The sequence below is a fragment of the Tepidamorphus gemmatus genome, assembly GCF_004346195.1.
GTDB lineage: Bacteria > Pseudomonadota > Alphaproteobacteria > Rhizobiales > Tepidamorphaceae > Tepidamorphus > Tepidamorphus gemmatus.
In genome coordinates, this window is sequence record NZ_SMAK01000008.1 from 44,683 (window position 1) to 66,372 (window position 21,690).

The 21,690-nt window shown below is 67.7% G+C and carries 16 protein-coding genes; 5 read left to right on the forward strand and 11 right to left on the reverse strand.

Annotated features, from left to right (window positions below):
• Window positions 1-251 precede the first annotated feature (251 nt).
• From EDC22_RS13145 to EDC22_RS13165, 5 genes are all read right to left on the reverse strand, one after another.
• Window positions 252-2,330 (reverse strand): ASKHA domain-containing protein, encoded by a 2,079-nt coding sequence (locus tag EDC22_RS13145; protein WP_132807136.1) that lies wholly within the window; start codon window positions 2,328-2,330, stop codon window positions 252-254.
• 6 nt (window positions 2,331-2,336) lie between these two features.
• Window positions 2,337-2,645 carry a hypothetical protein gene (locus EDC22_RS13150; protein ID WP_207903779.1) on the reverse strand — a complete coding sequence of 103 codons (309 nt, stop codon included), beginning with the start codon at window positions 2,643-2,645 and terminating at the stop codon, window positions 2,337-2,339.
• A gap of 241 nt (window positions 2,646-2,886) precedes the next feature.
• On the reverse strand, window positions 2,887-3,855 hold the full coding sequence (locus EDC22_RS13155; RefSeq protein ID WP_132807138.1) for a methyltetrahydrofolate cobalamin methyltransferase: 969 nt from the start codon (window positions 3,853-3,855) through the stop codon (window positions 2,887-2,889).
• A 1-nt stretch (window position 3,856) separates the two neighbouring features.
• Complete coding sequence (locus tag EDC22_RS13160) at window positions 3,857-4,723, reverse strand: methylenetetrahydrofolate reductase (protein WP_245499756.1); 867 nt, start codon at window positions 4,721-4,723, stop codon at window positions 3,857-3,859.
• 383 nt (window positions 4,724-5,106) lie between these two features.
• Window positions 5,107-5,658: a thioredoxin family protein gene (locus EDC22_RS13165; protein ID WP_132807140.1), complete on the reverse strand. Its 552-nt coding sequence runs from the start codon at window positions 5,656-5,658 to the stop codon at window positions 5,107-5,109.
• Between the two features lie 68 nt (window positions 5,659-5,726).
• Between EDC22_RS13165 and EDC22_RS13170 the strand changes: the two genes are divergently transcribed.
• Both EDC22_RS13170 and pcaF read left to right on the forward strand, forming a co-directional pair.
• Window positions 5,727-6,197 (forward strand): hotdog fold thioesterase, encoded by a 471-nt coding sequence (locus EDC22_RS13170; protein WP_207903780.1) that lies wholly within the window; start codon window positions 5,727-5,729, stop codon window positions 6,195-6,197.
• On the forward strand, window positions 6,197-7,399 hold the full coding sequence (gene pcaF / locus EDC22_RS13175) for a 3-oxoadipyl-CoA thiolase (RefSeq protein ID WP_132807141.1): 1,203 nt from the start codon (window positions 6,197-6,199) through the stop codon (window positions 7,397-7,399). Before EDC22_RS13170 ends, pcaF begins: the two co-directional genes overlap by 1 nt.
• A 146-nt stretch (window positions 7,400-7,545) precedes the next feature.
• Here pcaF and EDC22_RS13180 read toward each other — a convergent pair whose 3' ends face one another.
• The 4 genes from EDC22_RS13180 to EDC22_RS13195 form a co-directional block, all read right to left on the reverse strand.
• Window positions 7,546-9,633: an ABC transporter ATP-binding protein gene (locus tag EDC22_RS13180; RefSeq protein ID WP_132807142.1), complete on the reverse strand. Its 2,088-nt coding sequence runs from the start codon at window positions 9,631-9,633 to the stop codon at window positions 7,546-7,548.
• A gap of 208 nt (window positions 9,634-9,841) precedes the next feature.
• The gene (locus tag EDC22_RS13185) at window positions 9,842-10,867 is read right to left on the reverse strand and encodes an ABC transporter permease (RefSeq protein WP_245499757.1); all 1,026 of its coding nucleotides are present in this window, start codon (window positions 10,865-10,867) and stop codon (window positions 9,842-9,844) included.
• An 11-nt stretch (window positions 10,868-10,878) separates the two neighbouring features.
• A complete protein-coding gene (locus EDC22_RS13190) occupies window positions 10,879-11,829 on the reverse strand; it encodes an ABC transporter permease (protein WP_132807143.1) in 951 nt (316 codons plus the stop codon).
• A 122-nt stretch (window positions 11,830-11,951) separates the two neighbouring features.
• Window positions 11,952-13,640 (reverse strand): ABC transporter substrate-binding protein, encoded by a 1,689-nt coding sequence (locus EDC22_RS13195; protein WP_132807144.1) that lies wholly within the window; start codon window positions 13,638-13,640, stop codon window positions 11,952-11,954.
• 361 nt (window positions 13,641-14,001) lie between these two features.
• Here EDC22_RS13195 and EDC22_RS13200 point away from each other — a divergent pair, with 361 nt between their 5' ends.
• The 3 genes from EDC22_RS13200 (at window position 14,002) to bmt (ending at window position 19,176) form a co-directional block, all read left to right on the forward strand.
• Complete coding sequence (locus tag EDC22_RS13200) at window positions 14,002-15,567, forward strand: trimethylamine methyltransferase family protein (RefSeq protein ID WP_132807145.1); 1,566 nt, start codon at window positions 14,002-14,004, stop codon at window positions 15,565-15,567.
• 38 nt (window positions 15,568-15,605) lie between these two features.
• Window positions 15,606-18,050 carry a GcvT family protein gene (locus EDC22_RS13205; protein WP_132807146.1) on the forward strand — a complete coding sequence of 815 codons (2,445 nt, stop codon included), beginning with the start codon at window positions 15,606-15,608 and terminating at the stop codon, window positions 18,048-18,050.
• Window positions 18,051-18,177: 127 nt separating this feature from the next.
• Window positions 18,178-19,176, forward strand: coding sequence for a betaine--homocysteine S-methyltransferase (bmt, locus tag EDC22_RS13210; RefSeq protein ID WP_245499758.1), 999 nt, complete (start codon window positions 18,178-18,180; stop codon window positions 19,174-19,176).
• A 157-nt stretch (window positions 19,177-19,333) separates the two neighbouring features.
• Here bmt and EDC22_RS13215 read toward each other — a convergent pair whose 3' ends face one another.
• Entirely contained in the window at window positions 19,334-20,011 is a 678-nt protein-coding gene (locus EDC22_RS13215; RefSeq protein ID WP_132807147.1) for a hypothetical protein, read from the reverse strand.
• An 83-nt stretch (window positions 20,012-20,094) separates the two neighbouring features.
• Complete coding sequence (locus EDC22_RS13220) at window positions 20,095-21,645, reverse strand: trimethylamine methyltransferase family protein (protein ID WP_132807148.1); 1,551 nt, start codon at window positions 21,643-21,645, stop codon at window positions 20,095-20,097.
• Between the last annotated feature and the right edge of the window lie 45 nt (window positions 21,646-21,690).

Consider the following 21,690-nt stretch of genomic DNA (forward strand, 5'->3'; position numbering starts at 1 on the left):
CTTCGTGTGCCGGCCGGCGCAGGTCTGCCGTGAAGCGGATGTCGGCGGAGGATCGGCATGATCGGTCTTGCTGCGGCCCGGCCGGCGTGCGCCTCTGCGGATCGACGGGCAGGTGCAACGACGATTCGCTGTCCCGTATCGTGCCATTGCCATCCCAGCCGGAAAATCGGTTTCCACGTCTGCGGGAAGGGCTCCATGGCAGGGATCAGCGGATGATACGGCGGACGTGTTCGATCCGGCCTGATCCGGCTTCAGTCCGCGCTCGCACTGTCGTTCCGTTCGCCCCCTTGCTCGCTCCCGCGCCCACCCCCTCTCTCGCGCCGCCGCTCGCGCCGGCGACCGGCGGCCTCGCCGTCGGTAACGAGCCTTGGCGCGGGCAGGCTGACCGCTTCCGACAGGCGCGGGAAGGCATCCACCTTGTTGGGCAGTGCCATGGCATTGACGAAATGCTCCTGGAAGCGCGGTTCGAGCGCCGTCTCGATCTTCTCGATGCGGGCCACCAGCTTCTCGACCTCGGCCCGGTAACCCTTGTTGATGAGGCACATCCGTGCGCCGGTCCCCGCCGCATTGCCCACGGCCACCACCCTGGCAAGATCGCAGTCGGGGATCAGACCGAGCACCATCGCGTATTTCGGGTCGATGAACGAGCCGAAGGCGCCGGCAAGCTTGATGCGATCCACGGCCGCGATGCCGAGCTTGTCCATCAGCAGCTTGACGCCGGCATAGAGCGCCGCCTTGGCGAGCTGGATGGCGCGCACGTCGTTCTGGGTGACCTTGAGTTCGTGCGTCCCCCGCCACAATACATAGGCGAAGGTGCGTCCGGTGGCCACGATCCGCTCGCTGCGCGCGGCGAGCGCTCCGTCGATCACCCCCTCCGATGTGATGATGCCGGACAGATACATCTCGGCGATCGCCTCGATGATCCCGGAGCCGCAGATGCCGGTGACGCCGACCTGGTCGATCCTTTCGGCGAACTCGGCTTCGTCGGACCATGCGTCGATACCAATCACCCGGATCCGCGGTTCGAGCGTCTGCGGGTCGATCCGCACCCGCTCGATGGCGCCCGGCGCGGCGCGCTGGCCGCAGGAAATTTCGGCCCCCTCGAAGGCGGGACCCGTGGGCGAGCTGGCTGCCAGGATACGGTCGCGGTTGCCGAGCACGATCTCGGCGTTGGTGCCGACATCGACCAGGAGCGTGATCTCCTCGCCGCGATGCGGTCCCTCGGCGAGCGTCGCGCCCGCCGCGTCGGCGCCGACATGGCCGGCGATGCAGGGCAGCGTGTAGACCCGCCCGCCCGGGTTGATGCCGAGGCCGATGTCGCGGGCAGGAAAGGTCAGCGCCCCCGACACCGCAAGCGCGAAGGGCGCGCCGCCCAGTTCGCGCGGGTCTATGCCGAGGAACAGGTGATGCATGATCGGATTGCCGACGAACACCGCCTCCAGAACGTCGGCACGGTCGGCCCCGACATCGCCGGTGACCTTGTCGATCAGCCCTTCGATCGCGCCGCGCACCGCAGCCGTCAGCGCGGGCAGCCCGTCCGGGTTCATCATAAGGTAGGAGACCCGCGACATCAGATCCTCGCCGAAGCGGATCTGCGGATTGGCGGTGCCGGCCGAGGCGACGGTACGGCCGGTCAGCATGTCGCACAGATGGCAAGCGATGGTGGTCGAGCCGATATCGACGGCGATCCCGTACATGGTGTCGCGGAAACCCGGCCAGATCGCCACCACTGTCGGGCGGGTGTGCGTGTGGACCGCGACCGTCACCTTCCATCCGCCCCTGCGCAGACAGTCCTGCACCCTGGCCAGCAGCGGGAAGTCGATGCTCGCCCCGGCAAACCCCCATTGCGCCTCGAGCGCCCGGACGAGCCGGTCGGCATCGCCGAGAGGCTGCTCCATGTCGGGCTCGTCCACTTCTACATAGCACAGCCGCATCGCCGGATCGCGCTCGATGGGGCGGGCCTCGGCGCGCTTGCGGACCAGCGCCCGGTTGGTCTGCGCCTCGACGGGAACGTCGATGACGAGATCGCCGGTGATCAGCGCCGAGCAGGACAGCCGCCGGTCGGCGGCCAGCCCGCGCAGCCGGGCGTAGCGCTCTTCGGTCTGCGACCGCGCGGTCAGATGGTCGGCCGAGCTGGTGATCTGGTGCTTGGCGAACACGCCTTCGGCGACCGAGACCTGGCAGCGGCCGCAGATGCCGCGTCCGCCGCAGACCGACTCGACATAGACGCCGAGCTGGCGGGCGGCGTCCAGCACCGGCGTGCCGATCGGAAAGCGGCCGCGCCGGCCCGAGGGCATGAACAGCACGAGGGCGTCGGCTTTTGTGTCCATGGACGGCTAGCCGGTTCTGCGGGAGGACAGCCGCCTTGCGTTGGCGTGCACGCGCCTGGCATGGGGCGCGGTGACCCTGCTGGCCGTGCGGTCGGCGGCGCCGACCATGTCGGGCATCCGACCGAGCGCGAATGCCCGCCACATGCTGAGGCCCTCGCGCGCCATCTGGAAGGCGGCCTCCGTCGCGGCCTGGCTGCTCGCGGCGATCTTCTCGCCGACCATCCGCCGCGCCTCCGCGCGGGTGCGGACCGACTCGGCGTCGAGCATCAGTGCGGCCATCCGCGCGCCGATCACGAACGGTGCGACGCCCGCCATCGCGGCGAATGCCATCGGGCTGCGGGGAATTCTGGGCTTCGTCGGGCTGTTGCGCACGCTGATCTCGCTGTCTGCCGCCTTATACCAGCTGCCCGGTCGCGGCCCCAGCCCCGCCATGCCCGACCGTGCGCGCCGTTGCGCCCCTCGTCGCCCCGGCCACATCATCCCGGGGCGCGCGCGCATGGCTCGCATGCCGGGAGGACGAAGGGGCAGTGCCTGTTCGCCACCTCATGTACCGACGCTACCCCATGCTCGCCCGGCGAGCCTCGCGGCCGCCGCGCCGGCGTCCCTCGCCTCCGGCGGACGGACCCGCGGCGGGGCCGCCTGGCGCGCCGGTTGTGGCCTGCGCCGGGGCGTGGTCGCGGTAGGTCCTGATCCAGGTTCCACAATTGGGGTCGGTGCCGGTCAGCACGTTCGCCGCGCGCACCGCCTCCATCTCCTGCGGACGGCACGGGTTCATGATCGCGGAGGTCATGCCCGCGGCGATCACCATCGGGATGAACGCGGCGTTGATCCCGTGCCGGTGCGGCAGACCGAACGAGATGTTCGACAGTCCGCAGGTGGTGTTGACCTTGAGCTCCTCGCGCAGCCGCCGCACCAGGCGGAACACCTGCTGGCCGGCAGTGCCCATCGCACCGATCGGCATCACCAGCGGATCGACCACGACGTCGTGCGCCGGAATGCCGTGGTCGGCGGCGCGCTGGACGATCTTGCGGGCGACCTCGAAGCGCACGTCCGGATCCTCGGAAATGCCGCTCTCGTCGTTGGAGATCGCCACCACCGGTACATCGTACTTCTTCACCAGCGGCAGGATCGCTTCCAGCTTCTCCTCCTCGCCGGTGACCGAATTGACCAGCGGCCGGCCCTTCGTGACCTTCAGCCCCGCCTCGATCGCGGCCGTCACCGAGGAATCGATCGACAGCGGCACGTCCACCAGCTCCTGGACGATCTGCAGCGTCTTCACCAGCAACGGCGGCTCGGTCTCGTTGGGGTTGACGGCTGTGACGCCGGCATTGACGTCGAGCATCGTTGCACCGGCCGCGACCTGGGCGAGCGCATCGGCGCGCACGGTGTCGAAATTGCCCTCGATCATCTCGGCGGCAAGCTTCTTCCGGCCAGTCGGGTTGATCCGCTCGCCGATCACGCAGAACGGCTGGTCGAAGCCGATGACGACGGTACGGGTGGCGGAGGCGACAATGGTCCGAGTCATCTCAGGCCTCCAGCCAGTGGCCGGTATCGTCGATGGCTACCGCTTCCGAAAACCACGAGCCGCGCTCGGCCAGCCACTCCGCGCTCTTGCGCAGGCCGCCGAACGGAAAGACGTGGATCTGCGTGATTGCGCAGTCGGGATGCGCGGAAACATGCGCCTCTATCGACTGAACCAGGCCCTCCGGGCTGTAGCCGGCCGCCAGCGCCATCACCGAGCCGGCCCGCTTCTTGAGGAAGTCGAGCGAGGGGCCGACGCCGCACAGCGCGGCATATTTCAGGAGCGTGGTGATCCTGGCCGGCCCCGAAACGCCGACATGAACCGGCAGCGTGATCCCGGCGGCGCGCAGTCCGTCTGCCCAGGCGACATAGCGCTCGGCGTCGAAGCCGAACTGGGTGACGATCCGCATCTCGATGCCATGCTGCGCGGCATGGGCGGCCTTCCAGGCTAGCGCTGCCGCAACCTCATCGGTCGGAATGTCGGGACTGCCCTCGGGGTGCCCGGCGACGCCGATCCGCGTGATGCCATGCCGGGCGAGGATGCCGGTGCGCAGCAGGTCCATCGACGAGGCGAACGGACCGGCCGGCGTCTCGACGCTGCCGGCGATCACCAGGAGGTCATCGACACCGGCCTCGCCGGTCAGCCGCGACAGTCGGTCGGCGAGTTCGGCGTGGCTCATGATCCGGCGGGCGGCCACATGCGGCACCGGCGTATAGCCGGCCAGCCGCAGCCGGCGCGCCGCCGCGATGAGGTCGGCCGGCGTCGTCGTGCCGACATCCGTCAGGTAGACACGGGTCTGCGGCGGAAACAGTCCCTCGAGATGATCGGTCTCGAGCACCTGCCTTGGCGTTGCCTCGATCGACGCGGCCATCCGGCACCGGGCTTTCGGCAGGACGGAATTATGCGACATGCTCACACCCTCGCGCGGCGCACGGCCGCGACGTTCGTTGCTTCGACCAGTTCGGGAAGTCGATGCTGGGCGCCGTGGTATCCGGACGTTGCGGTCCCAGCGGGTCGCGGCCAACAGCGTCTTGCCGAGCATACTGTCCGCGCCGCGTGCCCGAAGCTGGCTTTCGCACGACAGCATCCGTCTGTTTTGCGACCTGCCTGCGGAATCCCGCGTGCTCGAAGAAAGATAATGAGTAGCAGTATGTTAGCGGAGCAGCCCGGCAGCTGCCCGGCGACGCGACGCGTCGATCGGCGTCATATGGCGCGGTCGCGACATCGTCTGTCGGCAGAACGACCCGGCGCGGCTCATCGCCACTTGATCGAGCAGCCGATCGAGGGGTGCTGCGGGCCTGCTGGCTCGCGTCCCTCCGCCACCGCGATCATCGCCTCGCGCAGTTCGCGCCGCGTGTCCGGGCCCGCCGGCCGGTTGCCGGCGGAATCGACACGGCCGCGGTACCGCAGCACCAGTGCCGCATCGAAGCCGAAGATGTCCGGGGTGCAGACTGCGCCATAGGCCCGTGCGACGTCCTGGCTCCCGTCGATCAGATAGGGAAAGCGGAAGCCATGCGCCATGGCGAAGGCCTGCATCCGGTCGGGGGCGTCTTCCGGATAGGCGGTCCAGTCGTTGGGCATGATCGCCACCGTCCGGACACCGTGCGCCTCGAGGGCGGCCGCATCCTCGACCAGCCGGTCGATCACCGCCTTGACGTAGGGGCAGTGGTTGCAGATGAATGCGACGACCGTGCCCCGCTCGCCGCGCACGTCGGCGAGCGACCAGTCGCGGCCGTCAATGCCGCGCAGCCGGAAATCGGCGGCGGTGCTGCCGAGCGCGCCGGCGGGCGTGGTGGTGAGCGTCATGGCCGCCTCCGTCTTGACCGGGCCTGCCGGAGAAACTAGCAGACGACGGCGACAGGGAAAGGCGGACGATGGCGACGACGGGCGGCGGCGAGGACGAAGCGGCAAAGGCGCGCCGCCGCGTCGAGGACACCGTGTACGGCGACCCGATGATGCGCAGCCTCGGCATCGTGGTCGAGGAGGCGGAGCCCGGCCGTGTCGTTCTGTCGATGACACCGACGCCGCAGACCGCGAACTGGTACGGCATCGTGCATGGCGGCGCGATCTTCACGCTTGCCGACAGCGCCTTCGGCTGCGCCTCGGTGTCGCGCGGCGAAGAGACGGTCGCCAATCACTGTCACGTCAGCTTCCTGTCGCCCGGTTCGGTAGGCGAACAACTGTTCGCCACGGCCGAAGAGCGCTATCGCGAGGGCCGCAACGGAATATATGACGTTACCGTCAGGACCGCCGGCGGACGGATCGTCGCCGAGCTGCGCGGCTGGTCCCGCGGGCTGCCGCCCGACCGGGCCCCGCGCATCGTCGGCAACGCGGAGACTGTCTGATGACCGAGGCACTGATCTGCGAGGGCGTCAGGACGCCGATCGGCCGCTATGGCGGCGCGCTGGCGCAGGTGCGCACCGACGATCTCGCCGCCCACGCGGTCCGCGAGCTGCTCGCCCGCGCGCCGGATCTCGATCCAAGGGCGATCGACGACATCGTCCTGGGCTGCGCCAACCAGGCGGGCGAGGACAATCGCAATGTCGCGCGCATGGCTGCCCTGCTGGCGGGCCTCCCCGACAGCGTGCCGGGAGCGACGATCAACCGGCTGTGCGGCTCAGGGCTGGATGCGGTCGGCACCGCGGCCCGCGCCATCAAGGCCGGCGAGGCCGCGCTGATGATCGCAGGCGGGGTCGAGTCGATGACCCGCGCGCCCTTCGTCATGGCCAAGGCGGATCAGGCGTTTTCCCGAACCGCCGAGATCTTCGACACGACCATCGGCTGGCGCTTCGTCAATCCGCTGATGAAGGCGCAGTACGGCATCGACTCCATGCCCGAGACGGCGGAGAACGTTGCCGAGGAGTTCGCGATTTCCCGCGCCGATCAGGATGCCTTCGCGCTCAGGAGCCAGCAGCGGGCGCTCGCGGCGCAGGCGCATGGCAGGTTCGCGAAGGAGATCGCGCCGCTGTCGATACCGCAACGGCGGGGCGATCCGGTCGTGGTGTCGCAGGACGAGCATCCGCGCGAGACGACGCTGGAGAAGCTTTCCGGGCTGGCCGCCCCGTTCCGCAAGGGCGGCACGGTGACGGCCGGCAACGCCTCCGGCGTCAACGACGGCGCCGCGGCACTGTTCGTCGCATCCCCCGCCGCCGCGGAGGCGAACGGCCTGACGCCGCTTGCCCGGGTGCTGGGCATGGCAACTGCCGGCGTCCCGCCGCGCATCATGGGCATCGGACCGGCCCCGGCGTCCCGGAAGCTGCTCGACCGGTTGGGTCTGAGGATCGCCGACATCGACGTGATCGAGCTGAACGAGGCCTTTGCCGCGCAGGCCCTGGCCGTGCTGCGCGAACTCGGCCTGCCGGACGACGCCGCCCATGTGAACCCCAATGGCGGCGCCATCGCGCTCGGCCACCCGCTCGGCATGTCGGGCGCCCGGCTGGCGCTCACCGCGGCGCTGGAGCTGAAGGAACGCGGCGCCCGGCGCGCTCTGTGCACCATGTGCATCGGCGTCGGCCAGGGCATCGCCATGGTGATCGAGAGGGTATAGGGGCGCGTCGGGCGCGCCTGGCCTGCCGCCCAACTGCCCGACGGACTTGGCCCACGGACTTGCCCCACGGACTTGCCCCACGGACTTGACTGTCCAACGGACTGCGTCCGGCCTCGTACACCGGCAGCAGCGAGAACCATGCCGCCTTAGGCGAGGGTTTGATCGCGCTCAGGCTTCACCGCGATGACCGGCTTCATGTCGTTCAGCGTCGTCTCGTCGAGATGGCAGAAGATGTAGTGGCCGTCGGCCATGCGGCGGTTCGGTGGCACCCGGGTCTCGCACAGCCCCTCGATCACATAGGGGCAGCGCGTGCAGAACGGACAGCCCTTCGGCGGGTTGGCCGGCGACGGCAGATCGCCGGTCAGCAGCACCTTGCGCTTCTCGACGCTGGTGTCGGCGATCGGTACGGCCGACAGCAGCGCCTCGGTGTAGGGATGGTAGGGCGGCGAGAAGATCTGTTCGGTCGAGCCCTGTTCCATGATCTGACCGAGATACATCACCACCACCCGGTCGGCGAGGTAGCGCACCACCGACAGATCGTGGCTGATGAACAGCAGCGTCGTGCGATGGTCGCGCTGGATGTCCATCAGCAGTTCGGTGACAGCTGCCTGCACCGACACGTCGAGTGCCGAAACCGGCTCGTCGGCGATCACCACATCGGGATTGCCGGCAAAGGCGCGGGCGATGCCGACGCGCTGCTTCTGGCCACCGGACAGCTGGCGCGGCCGGCGCCTGGCGAAGTCGCGCGGCAGCTTGACGATGTCGAGCAACTGGTAGACCCGCTCCTCGATCCTTTCCCTCTCGGTCTCGACGCCGAACTTGCGGATCACGCGGGCGATCTGGCTGCCGACGGTGTGGCTCGGGTTGAGCGTGTCGAACGGGTTCTGGAAGACCATCTGCAGGCGGGCGATCGTCTTCGAGTCGCGCTTCTCGACCGGCAGCTTGGCGAGATCGAGATCGCCCAGATAGATGCCGCCCTCGGTCGCCTCCTCGAGTCCCATCAGCACCTTGGCGAAGGTCGACTTGCCGCAGCCGGATTCGCCGACAATGGCCACCGTCTCGGCCTCGCGGGCCTCGAAGGTCAGTTCCTCGTTGGCCTTGATCGTCCTCGTCTTGCCGCCCAGCACGAACAGGGCGGACTGCTCGATCTCGTAGTGCTTGGTCAGATCCTCGACCTTGAGCACCACGTCGCCGGGCTCGACCGGCGGCCGGGTGTCGGCCTTCGGCCGGGCCGCCCGCCAGTCGACCTCGTTCCAGCGCACGCAGCGCACGAAATGCTCCGCGCCGATGTCGACGGGCTGCATTGCGATCGCGCCGCTGTCGCAGACGCCGGCCTTGAAGGCGAAGCAGCGCGGACCGAAGTTGCAGCCTGGCGGACGCTGGTTCGGCAGCGGCAGCTGGCCAGGGATGGCAACCAGCGGATGGGCGTTCTTGTCGGCTCCCGGCAGCGGGATGGAGGAGAACAGACCGCGCGTGTAGGGGTGGCGCATGTCGTCGAAGACGGTGCGGATGTCGCCCACCTCGACCGCCTCGCCGGAATACATCACCGTGATCCGGTCGCAGGTCTCGAGGATCAGCCCGAGATTGTGCGAGATGTAGATCATCGAGGTGCCGAACCGCGCCGCGATCTCCTTGATCAGCTCGACGATGCCGGCTTCGACCGTCACGTCCAGGGCCGTCGTCGGCTCGTCGAGCAGCAGCAGCCTCGGATTGGACAACAGCGCCATGGCGATGACGACGCGCTGTTGCTGGCCGCCGGAGATCTGGTGGGGGTAGGACTCCATGATCCGTCCGGGATCCGGCAGATTGACGCTCGCCAGCATCGCCTCGGCGCGCGCATAGGCTTCCTCCCGGCTCGCCCCGTCATGGTAGATCGGCACCTCGGCGAGCTGGTCGCGGATGCGCATCGACGGGTTCAGCGAGGCCATCGGCTCCTGATAGACCATCGCGATCTTCGCGCCGCGCAGGGCGCGCAGTTCCTCCGCGCTCATGGTCCGCATGTCGCGGCCCTCGAACATGAGCTCGCCGCCGACGATGCGGCCGTTGCGACCGAGATACTGCATGATCGCGAGCGCCACGGTCGACTTGCCGCAGCCGGACTCGCCGACGATGCCGTGCGCCTCGCCCGGCATCAGTTTCAGGTTGAAGTCGATGACGGCCGGAATCTCGCCCGCCCGGGTGAAGTACGAGATCGAGAGGTTGCGGCATTCGAGAACGGGGGTCTGGTCGGGCATGTCAGGTGTCTCCGCCTGCCTGTCGTGCGGGGGCATTGCACGGATGGTGCAAGCGCGTCTGCGTCATCCCGACCGCGGCGAAGTCGAGAGCCTCGATCAGGACGCGGCACGCATGGTGCCCGTCGGAACCCGGATCGGCCGGCGGCCGTCCGGGATGACGGGGGGGCGACTGCCGGTGCGTGGCGCGTCGAGCGATCCATGCCTCCCCTCAATCCTGCAGGCTCATCTCGCGCAGTCCGTCGGCCATCAGGTTGAAGCCGAGGATCAGCGTTGAGACCGACGCCGCCGGAATGACCAGCATGTAGGAAAACTTGAAGATCAGTGCCGTGTTGGCGGCCTCGCGGATCATCAGACCCCAGTCGGGATCGGGTGGCTGCAGGCCGAGCCCGAGGAAGGTCAGCGTGGTGATCGCCACCGTCGTGTAGCCGAGCCTCAGGCAGGCATCGACGATGATCGGCCCGCGCACGTTGGGCAGCATCTCCACGACCATGATCCAGATCGGATGTTCGCCGCGGGTCTGGGCGGCGTAGACGTAGTCGCGCGACTTGATGTCGAGGGCGAGCCCCCTGACGATGCGCATGATCGCCGGCGCCGAGGCGAAGGTGACGGCGATGACGATGTTGAAGCCCGACTGGCCCAGATAGTTCAGGATCAGGATGAACAGGACCATCACCGGGAACGACAGGATGATGTTGGAGATGAACGAGATCACCTCGTCCCACCAGCCGCCGAGATAGCCGGCGATCAGCCCGAAGGCAGTCCCGATGACATAGGCCACGAAGGTGGCGGTGATGCCCCATACGAGGACCCGCTGGCAGCCCCAGATCGCCCGGGACAGCATGTCGCGCCCCTTGAAGTCGGTGCCGAGCCAGTAGAAGACGCCGTTGCGCTCGGTGAAGGGCAGGGTGAACGGCGCGACCGGCTGGTTCGGATCGAGCAGCGGCAGGAAGGGTGCCGAGACTGCCATGAGCAGCCAGAAGAACACCAGCGACGCGCCGATCACCGCGATCCGCGACTCTGACCAGGCCCTGACCGCGAGAACATAGAGCAACAGCGTCGCCGGGATTGCCGGCATCAGCAGCACTTCGCCGAGATCGCCCATGTACCGGTCGAACAGGACGTAGGTCATCAGCGGCACCCACATCACCAGCGCCAGCGCGATCAGCGGGCGCGGCCGCGACAGTCGGCCGAGCAGGGAGGGCGATTCGGGTGAGGCGGAGGCGGACAGGGTCATGGTGCGTCTGCCTAGCCGAAGCGGATGCGCGGATTGAGCAGCGTGTAGCCGACGTCCGAGATGATCTGCGAGGCGACCGCGACGAACACGGCGGCGAGCGTCGCTGCCTGGATCACGTAGATGTCGCCGAACAGCGCCGCATCGAGCAACAGCTTGCCGAAACCGTTGTACTGGAAGAACACCTCGACGACGACCACGCCGGACAAGAGCCAGTTGAGCTGCAGCACGATCACGGTGAACGGCGCGATCAGCGCGTTGCGCAAGGCGTGCCGGAGGATCACCCGCGAATAGGGGATGCCCTTCAGGATCGCGGTGCGGATGTATTGCGAGGTCATCACCTCGGCCATCGAGGCGCGCGTCATCCTGGCGACGTAGCCGAAGTCGTAGATGACCAGGGTCGCCACCGGCAGCACCAGCTGGCGCCAGTCGAAGCCCTGCGTCATCGCCGACTTGGTGGGAAGCCAGCCGAGCCCCAGCGCGAAGATGACGGTCAGGAAGATGGCGGTGGCGATCTCGGGGATCGAGGTCGTGAACACCGAGATGAACGAGAAGGCGCGATCCTGAAGCGAACCTTCCTTCATGCCCGCCAGCACGCCGGTGCCCAGCGCGAGCGGGATCATCAGCGCGAACACCCAGAAGGCGAGGATGCCGGTGTTGATCAGCCGCTCGGCGAGCAGCGGGCCGACAGCGGTGTTCTTCTCGAAGGAGAAGCCGAAGTCGCCGCGGAGTATGTTGCCGAGCCAGTCGATGTAGCGCTCATGGAAAGGGACGTTGAGACCCTTTTGCTCGAGCCAGTTGTTGTAGGCTTCTTCGGTCAGCGCTCGCACGCCGAAGCCGCCCAGTTCGTTGACCGCGATCTGCTTCTTGAATTCGGGGCTGTCGAACACCACGAACAGCACGAGCGAGACCACTGCCATGATGAGCAGCATCTGCCCGAGCCGGCGGACCAGGAGTTTCAGCATTCGCTGCCGTCCCCTCCAATAGCCTGCCCGCAGCCGATGTCCCGTGAGGAACACCCGTGCCCGAGCAAGGTCTACGGCAGTCCGGCCGCGCCCGGCGGGCGCGGCCGCAGGCGCGCAACCGATCAGCTGTCCAGCCACACCTTGTTGAACTGGTGGTACTGGGTCGGATGTGCCGGAAAACCGTGCACGCGCTTGGTGGTGATGGTGAAGACCGGCCGCCAGATCGGCTGGATCATGACGGCGGCATCCTGCAGGATCTTCTCCACCTTTGCCATCTTCTCGCGCCGTTCCTCGACGTCGAGCGTCGCCTCCGCCTCGTCGAGCGCCTTGTCGAATTCGGGATCGGAGAACGCGCTCTCGTTCCACGGCACGTTCGAGCGATAGCCGAGCGACAGCACCATCGTGCCGAGCGGCCGGTGGGTCCAGGCGGTGATCCCGAACGGCGTCGTATCCCAGATCTCCCAGTACCGGGAGGCGGGAATCACGTTGATGTTCAGCCGGATGCCGGCATCCTTGAGCTGGTCGCGCATGATCTCGCACACCGTCTGATGCCACGGCCCGTCGGTGTTGCCGCAGTCGATGGTGAGCTCGATGCCGTCAGGATAGCCGGCCTCGGCCAGCAGTGCCTTGGCGCCCTCGACGTCCCGCTTCAGCTCGGGAAGGCGGTAGTACTCGGGATGGATTGGCGAGACGTGATGGTTCTCGCCGATATCGCCGCGGCCCTGGAACACCAGGTCCTTGTACACCGAGTTGTCGCAGGCCATCACCACGGCCTTGCGGACCCGGATGTCGTCGAAAGGCTTCTCGGTGACCCGCATCCGGGCGCAGACCGTCTGCGCCGTGCGGGCCTCGATGATGTTGCCGTCCAGCGCCTCGGCAAGCGGATACTGCTCGATGCCGAACTCGTAGATCGTGTCGAGATTGCCGGAGGCGAACTCGGTGAGCTGGTTGTCCTCGTCGAAATTGTAGTAGTGGATCTCGTCGAGATAGACCTTGCCGCCCCAGTAGGTGAACGGCTTGCCGCCGGCCTCCTTCACCCGCTTGAGAATGCAGCGTTCGCCGACCCGCAGTTCGCTCAGCGTGAACGGCCCGGTGCCGATCGGGTTGTCGGAGAACGGCGGCTTGAACGACCGGTGCACGATCGCCGTCGGATAGTTGTAGAGATCCTCGGCGACCGACAGCACCGGCTTCGTCAGGTGCAGCCTGACGGTGTAGTCGTCGAGCCGCTCGATCGAACCGGGGATCATCGACTTCACCCCGTCCTTCTCCTCGACCATCGCCGCGAAGGTCGACAGGCCGATATTGGAGGAGGCCGTCTCGGCGTTCATCCAGCGCTCGAAATTGAAGATCACGTCGTCGGCGTTGAAGGTGTCGCCATTGTGCCAGACGACGCCCTGGCGCAGCCTGAAGGTCCAGGTCTTCAGGTCATCGGACGCCTCCCAGCTCTCCGCGAGCATCGGCCGGGTAACGTTGTCCGGCGTGGTGAACGTCAGATATTCGAGGATGTGGCGGGTCTGGTTGGACATCTCGACCCAGGAATACGTGGCCGGATCGTCCATCCGCTGGACCTGCATGCCGACGCGCAGGATGCCGCCTTCCTTGGCATTGCTGTCGTCCTGCGGGAAGGGCAGGCCGGGCTGCGTGGCGAAGGCCGGTGTCAGTCCCGCCATCGAATAGGCCGCCCCGGCCGACAGGCCGAGCAGCGCGGCGATGCGCACGAATTCGCGGCGGCTCATCCGGCCACGATTCATCAGGTCCCGCGCCTCGTGCACCTTGGGATGAATGCGGCGCGGCGTGTCGTTGCTGGTCATTGGTGTTGAACCTCCCGTTGCTGCGATCGCATGACCCGTCGCGACCCACTCCCCTCATGTCTGTTCTGGCGGTCGCGAGGCATCATGCAGATGGCGGTCGATTGCGTCGTTTCTCCAACTGAGCTGACGCAGCCTAACATGCAGGCCCCGCAAGTCCGCAATACCGCGAAGACAAGAAATGCTTCGATTGCGACCTGTCCCGCCGGTTCCGCGACTTCGACGCCCGATGACGACGAAAGCAGCTTGGAATCTGATGTTTTTGTCGGCAGCGTGACATCATTGAGGCCCCATGGGCGGCGACTGCCCACCAGGATTCCGACATCCGCCGGGGCTCGGATTGACGATCGGGAGCTGCGTCAGCATGACGCTCGATACTTCCAGCCTGCCTGCCGACTCCGCCGGGCGCCGGGCTGGCCGTGCGGGCCGGGCGGGGCGGTCGCCCGCCCTGCCGCAGAAGCCGTTCCGCCAGCCGCGACTGCCCTATCGGCCCGTCGATGCGATCAGCGCCGACGAACTCGAGGCCATTCACGATGCCTCGCTGACGGTGCTGGAAGAGATCGGCATGGATTTCCTGCACGAGGAAGCCAGGGCAATCCTGAAGCGCGCCGGCGCAGACGTCGTGCCGGGCTCGCCGCGGGTCCGGCTCGACCGGGGCCTGATTGGCGAGGCACTGAAGACCTGTCCGCCGGAGTTCACGCTGCACGCCCGCAACCCCGAGCACAATGTGCGCTTCGGTGGCAACTGGGTCGCCTTCGCACAGATGGCGAGCGCACCCAACTGTTCCGATCTCGATGCCGGCCGCCGACCCGGCAACCAGGCCGATTTCCGCAAGGCGGTGAAGCTTGCCCAATCCTTCAACATCATCCACCTGACCGGTGGCTATCCGCTCGAACCGGTCGACCTGCACGCCTCGATCCGGCATCTGGAATGTCTGCGCGATTTCGCGATCCTGACCGACAAGGTGTTCCACTGCTATTCGCTCGGCCGCGAGCGCAATCTCGACGGCATCGAGATCGCCCGCATCGCCCGCGGCATCACGTCCGAGCAGCTGGAGCGCGAGCCGTCGATCCTGTCGATCATCAACTCGTCCTCGCCGCTCCGGCTCGACACGCCGATGCTGCAGGGCATCATCGAGATGTCGAGCCGCAACCAGGTGATCGTGATGACGCCGTTCACGCTGGCCGGCGCGATGGCGCCGGTGACGGTGGCGGGTGCGCTTGTCCAGCAGAACGCCGAGGCGCTCGCCGGCATCGCCTTCACCCAGCTCGTCCGCCCGGGCGCGCCGGTGGTCTATGGCGGCTTTACCTCGAATGTCGATATGAGGTCCGGGGCGCCCGCCTTCGGCACGCCGGAATACATGAAGGCTTGCCTCGTCGGCGGCCAGCTCGCCCGACGCTACAATCTGCCCTACCGGACCTCGAATACCTGCGCGGCGAATGCGGTGGACGCCCAGGCCGCCTACGAGTCGATCTTCTCGCTGTGGGGCGCGATCATGGGCGGCGGCAACTTCATCAAGCATGCCGCCGGCTGGATGGAGGGCGGGCTGACCTTCTCCTTCGAGAAGTTCATGGTCGATGTCGACACCCTGCAGATGGTGGCGGAATTCCTCACCCCGCTCGCGGTGGACGAGGACAGCCTGGCGCTCGAGGCGATGCGCGATGTCGGTCCGGGCGGCCACTATTTCGGCACGCCCCACACCCAGGCCCGCTACCGCGACGCCTTCTACGCGCCGCTGATCTCCGACTGGCGCAACTTCGAGACCTGGCAGGAGGCAGGCGCGCCGACTGCCGTCGAGAAGGCGAACCGCCTCTGGCAGGAGGTGCTGTCGCGCTACGAGCCACCGCCCATCGACCCGGCGATCGCCGAGGAGATCGACGCCTATGTGCAGCGGCGGATTGCCGAAGGCGGCGCGCCCACGGATTTCTGATCCGCTGATGCCGGAGCTTGCATGACGAAGAGGCTGCCATGAAGACCCATGCACAGGCCGTCGTGATCGGCGGGGGAGTCGTTGGCTGCAGCGTGCTGTACCACCTGACCAAGGCCGGCTGGCGCGATGTCATGCTGATCGAGCGTTCGGAGCTGACATCGGGCTCGACCTGGCATGCCGCAGGCGGCTTCCACACGCTGAACGGCGATCCCAACGTCGCCAAGCTGCAGGCCTACACGATCGGTCTCTACAAGGAGATCGAGGCGATCTCCGGCCAGTCCTGCGGCCTGCATCTCACCGGCGGTTTGCAGCTGGCCGGCACGCCCGAGCGGATGGAATGGCTGAAGATGGCCAAGGCGCGCGGCCGCTATCTGGGCATGGAGCTCGAGATCATTTCACCGAAGGAGGCAAAGGACCTGCTGCCACTGATCGACGAGCGGCACTTCGTCGGGGCGCTGTGGGATCCGATCGAGGGGCATCTCGATCCGGCCGGTACCACACATGCCTATGCCAGGTCGGCGCGCATCGGCGGCGCCGAGATCGTGCTGAGGAACCGCGTCACCGATCTCGTCCAGAACCCGGACGGCACCTGGCAGGTCGTCACCGAGCAGGGCACCGTCCATGCCGAGCACGTCGTCAATTGCGGCGGGCTGTGGGCGCGCGAGGTCGGTCGCATGGTCGGGCTGGAGCTGCCGGTGCTCGCCATGGAGCACATGTATGTGCTCACCGAGGACATGCCCGAGGTCGCCGAGATCAACCGGACGACGGGCAAGGAGGTCGTGCACGCCATCGACTTCGAGGGCGAGATCTACATCCGCCAGGAGCGCGGCGGCATGCTGATGGGAACCTACGAGAAGGCCTGCCGCCCCTGGTCGCCGCGCGAGGCGCCGTGGAGCTTCGGCCAGGAACTGCTGGTGCCCGATCTCGACCGCATCGCCCCGTCGCTGGAAGTCGGCTTCGCGCATTTCCCCGCCTTCGAAAGGGCCGGCATCAAGCAGGTCATCAACGGCCCCTTCACCTTCGCCCCCGACGGAAACCCGCTGGTCGGGCCAGTCAGGGGCTTGCGGAACTTCTGGTGCGCCTGCGCCGTCATGGCGGGTTTCAGCCAGGGCGGCGGTGTCGGCCTCGCCTTGTCGAACTGGATGGTGCACGGCGATCCGGGCTTCGACGTCTGGGCGATGGATGTCGCCCGCTTCGGCAGCTGGGCGACGCTCGGCTACACCAACGCCAAGGTCCGCGAGAACTATTCGCGCCGCTTCTCGATCCGGTTTCCCAACGAGGAACTGCCGGCCGCCCGCCCGATGCAGACCACCCCGCTCTACGACCGGATGCGCGCGCAGGGCGCGGTGATGGGCGATTCCTGGGGGCTCGAGACGCCGCTTTGGTTCGCGCCCGAGGGCGTCGAGCCGAGGGATATCGTTTCCTTCCGCCGCTCCAACGACTTCCCGCATGTGAAGGCCGAATGCATAGCCGTGCGCGAGCGGGTCGGCGTCACCGAGATCGCCAATTTCGCCAAGTACGAGATAGGCGGCCCGGGCGCCGAGGCTTTCCTGTCGCGGCTGATGACCAACCGGATGCCGCGCGCCGGCCGGATCGTCCTTACGCCGATGCTGAACGAGAACGGCAAGCTGATCGGCGACTTCACGATCGCCCGGCTGTCCTCCGGTCGCGACGGCGACCGCTTCATGATGTTCGGGTCGAGCCAGGCGCAGGTCCATCACATGCGCTGGTTCGAGCGGCATCTGCCGCCGGACGGATCCGTCACCATCGAACCGCTGGGGATGAAGCTGGTCGGGCTGTCGATTGCGGGGCCGAAGGCGCGCCACGTGCTGGCAAGGCTCACCGACGAGGACGTGTCGGACAAGGCCTTCCCGTTCATGTCGTTCCGCGCGATGGACATCGCCGCGGTGCCGGCCATGATCGGCCGCATCAGCTATACCGGCGATCTCGGCTACGAGATCTGGGTAGCGCCGGAGTATCAGCGTCGGCTCTACGAGAAGGTCATGGAGGCCGGTGCCGACGTCGGCATCGTCAATTTCGGCATGCGTGCGCTCCTGTCGCTTCGGCTCGAGAAGAACTTCCCGACCTGGTACCGCGAGCTGCGCCCGATCTACGGGCCCTACGAGGCCGATGTCGGCCGTTTCGTCGATCTGTCCAAGCCCGATTTCATCGGCCGCGACGCCGCCGCCCGGGAATTCGCCGACGGGCCGAAGCTGAAGCGCGTCACCTTCCGCGTCGATGCCGCCGATGCCGACGTGATCGGCGACGAGCCGGTCTGGCACGACGGCAGGGTGGTCGGCTGGGTGACGTCGGGTGGCTACGGCCACTATGTCGACGCCTCGCTTGCCCAGGGCTATGTCCCCGCCCACCTGGCGGATGGCGCTCACGGAACGTTCGAGATCGAGATCATCGGCGAGCGTCGTCCGGCCCGGATCCAGCCAACGCCGCTGTTCGACCCGGACGGGCTGAGGATGCGGGGGTAGGTTGGCGGATTGTGGACACCGCGCTGCCCGCGCCCCTTGCTTGCGACACCGCCGCGCCGCCCCTGGGATATCGCCGCTTCCGCCTGCCTGCTATCCGCGAGGCCGACACATCCGAGGACCATCCATCTTGCTGCTCGAGCTTCTCGCCGAAAAGGGCCGCCTGCTCGCCGACGGGGCGACCGGGACCAACTACTTCGACCGGGGGCTGACCTCGGGCGACGCGCCGGAACTGTGGAACGTGCAGTCGGCCGAGCGGGTCGCCCAGCTGCATCAGGAGTTCATCGAGGCCGGCGCCGACATCATCCTCACCAACTCCTTCGGCGCCAACGCCCGGCGTCTGAGGCTGCATGATGCCCACGACCGGGTGATCGAGCTGAACCGCCGCGCCGCCGAGATTGCCCGCGAGGTGGCGGACAGGGCCGGCCGACGGGTGGTGGTGGCCGGGTCCATCGGCCCGACCGGAGATCTGTTCGCCCCGCTCGGCGAACTTACCTTCGCCCAGGCGGTCGAGGCCTTCGCCGAGCAGGCCGAAGGGCTGAAGGCCGGCGGCGCCGACGTCTTCTGGATCGAGACCATGTCGGCGCCGGACGAGATCCGCGCCGCCGCCGAGGGCGTGGCTGCCGCGGGGCTGCCCTACGTCTTCACCGCCAGTTTCGATACCGCCGGCCGCACCATGATGGGCCTTGCGCCGGCCGAACTGCCGAACCTTGCCGCCGCGCTGACTCCTGCGCCCGCCGCCATCGGTGGCAATTGCGGGGTGGGGGCGCCGGACCTGTTGTTGGCGATCCTCGAGATCACCACCGCCGACCCGAACGCCGTCGTCATCGCCAAGGGCAATTGCGGCATTCCGCAGGTGACCGGCGACCATGTCCATTACACCGGCACCCCCGAGTTGATGGCCGACTACACGCGCCTCGCGCTCGATGCCGGCGCGCGCATCGTCGGCGGCTGCTGCGGCACCACCCCGCGGCACCTTGCCGCCATGCGCGCGGCGATGGAGAGCCATGTGCCGCGTGCGCGCCCGGATGTCGATGAGATCGTCCGTCGGCTCGGGCCGATCCTGCTGAAGCAGGCGGCCGGGCGCCCCGATGGCGATCGCCCGCGGCGCGGCCGGCGCCGGGCATAGGTTCGCCGTCCTGTAGCGATTGCAGGCATCAGCTTCCGCGTCATCGCGGACCGCCGCCAGGCCAAGTCGGCAGCGGAAGGCTGCATCGCCGCCGGTCGGGCGTCCCGATCCCGCATCGCAGCTGCGCGTCGCCTCGGATGACTTGGTGGGGGATCCACTACCTTCGCCCGACTGCGCGATGGAATGCGGCCATGTGGAAGCGGATCTGGCCGGGCGGATAGGCCCGGTCCGCCGCCACCGGACAGGCGGCGCGGGCGCGGCAACCCCTCTCGAGGCATTCCCGGCCTGCCGGGGAGTCGAGATGGCCGGCGCAGGCGGCGACATCGTAGCCCGCCGCGCTGAACGCGCCGACCGGGCAGGCGGCAAGGCACGGCCGCGCGGCGCAGGTTTCGCAGGGGCTCTGCCGGTCCTCGATCGCCGGCAGGTCGATCATGTCGGCAAACAGCAATGCGGCGCGATAGGCGTGCCACAGCCCGTGGTCCGGGTGCATCAGGATGCCGATCGGGGAGGGGTGCACCGGCTCGCAGCGCATGGCCCATTGCTGGAAGGGGAGGGGAGGCGTGTCGAACGGATAGACCGGGCGGGCGCCGAAGCGATCGGCGATCGCAGCGACAGTCGCCCGTGTCCACCGGTCGAGCGGGTGCCGTTCGCCGTCGACATGCGGCGCAAAGGCCGGCCACAGCTCGGCGCCGGCATTGCCGACCAGAATGATACTCCGGGTCGGAACACCTGCCGCGACATCAGGCACATTGTCCCCGGCGCGTGGATGAAATCCGCCGCGGGGTCTGAGGCCGTGCACCGCGAGCGAGGACGACAGTTCGGTATAGATTCGCACCTCCGGAAGATGTCATCGCCGGGTTCGTCTCGGCAATCCGGGAGATTGCCTCCCGGAAACTGGCCGACGCGCTTGCCCGTGTCTCACGCGAAGGCGTCGGGCATCGAGGCCTTCTTCTTCGCCATGAACTCGTTGAGCGCCTCGTCGATGCCGGGATCGAGCGGCGGCGCCTCGTAATCGGCGAGCCACTGCTTCCAAAGCTGGTTGGCGCGCTCGTCGGCGCGCTTCTCGCCCTCCGCCAGCCATTGCTCGAAGGAATTGTTGTCGGCGATCGTCGAGCGGTAGAACGCGGTCTCGAAATTCGCCTGGGTGTGGGCACAGCCGAGATAGTGGCTGCCGGGCCCGACCTCGCGAATCGCCGACAGAGCCTGGCCGTTCTCCGAAAGGTCGACGCCCTCGCAGAAGCGCTGCTGCATGGCGAGCTGGTCGCAGTCCATGACGAACTTCTCGTAGCCGGAGGCGAGCCCGCCCTCCAGCCAGCCGGCCGCGTGCAACACGAAATTGGTGCCGGCCAGTACCGTGCCGTTCAGCGTGTTGGCGCTTTCGTAGGCGGCCTGCGCGTCGGCGATCTTGGAGGCGCACAGGCTGCCGCCGGTGCGGAACGGGATGCCGAGGCGGCGGGCAAGCTGGGCGGCGCCGTAGGAGACGAGCGACGGCTCCGGCGTGCCGAAGGTCGGCGCGCCGGATTGCATCGAGATCGACGAGGCGAAGCAGCCGAACACCACCGGCGCGCCGGGCCTGACGAGTTGCGCGAAGGCTGCGCCTGCCAGCACCTCGGCCAGCACCTGGGTCAGCGTGCCGGCGACGGTGACCGGCGACATGGCGCCTGCCAGGATGAATGGCGTGATGATCGTTGCCTGGTTCGCCCGCGCATAGACCTTCAGCGCGCCGAGCATGGTCGAATCGAACACCATCGGCGAGTTGGCGTTGATCAGGTTGATCAGCACGCAGTTCTGCTCGACGAAGTCCTCGCCGAACACCATTCGCGCCATCGTCACAGAGTCCTCGGCACGCTGCGGATGCGTGACGGAGCCCATGAACGGTTTATCGGAATAGCGGATGTGGCTGTAGACCATGTCGAGATGCCGCTTGTTGACCGGCAGGTCGACCGGCTCGCAGACCGTGCCGCCCGAATGATGGATTGCCGGCGCGACGTAGGCGAGCTTCACGAAGTTGCGGAAGTCCTCGATGGTCGCGTAGCGGCGGCCCTCATCGAGATTGCGGATGAACGGCGGCCCGTAGACCGGAGCGAACACCGTGGCGTTGCCGCCGATCTGGACCGAGCGTTCTGGATTGCGGGCATGCTGGGTGAAGACCTTCGGCGCGGTGGCGATCAGGCTGCGGCAGAGCCCCCTCGGGAATCGCACCCGCTCGCCCCGGACGTCGGCACCGGCCTCCTTCCAGAGCTTCAGCGCCTCCGCATCCTCGCGGAACTCGATGCCGATCTCCTCGAGGACGAGATCGGCATTGGCCTCGATCAGGGCGAGGCCCTCCTCGTCGAGCACCTCGTAGAGCGGCACCTTGCGGGTGATGTAGCGCAGTGCCTGCTGGCCGCCGCCGCGCCTGCGCTCGCGCCGCGCCTCCGCCCCGCCGCCGCGCCTGCGGCCGCGGGTTTCCTCATGGGTATCGCTCATGGAACAGATGCCTCTCGCGCGCCGTTCAACCTGCAAGTCCTTGAA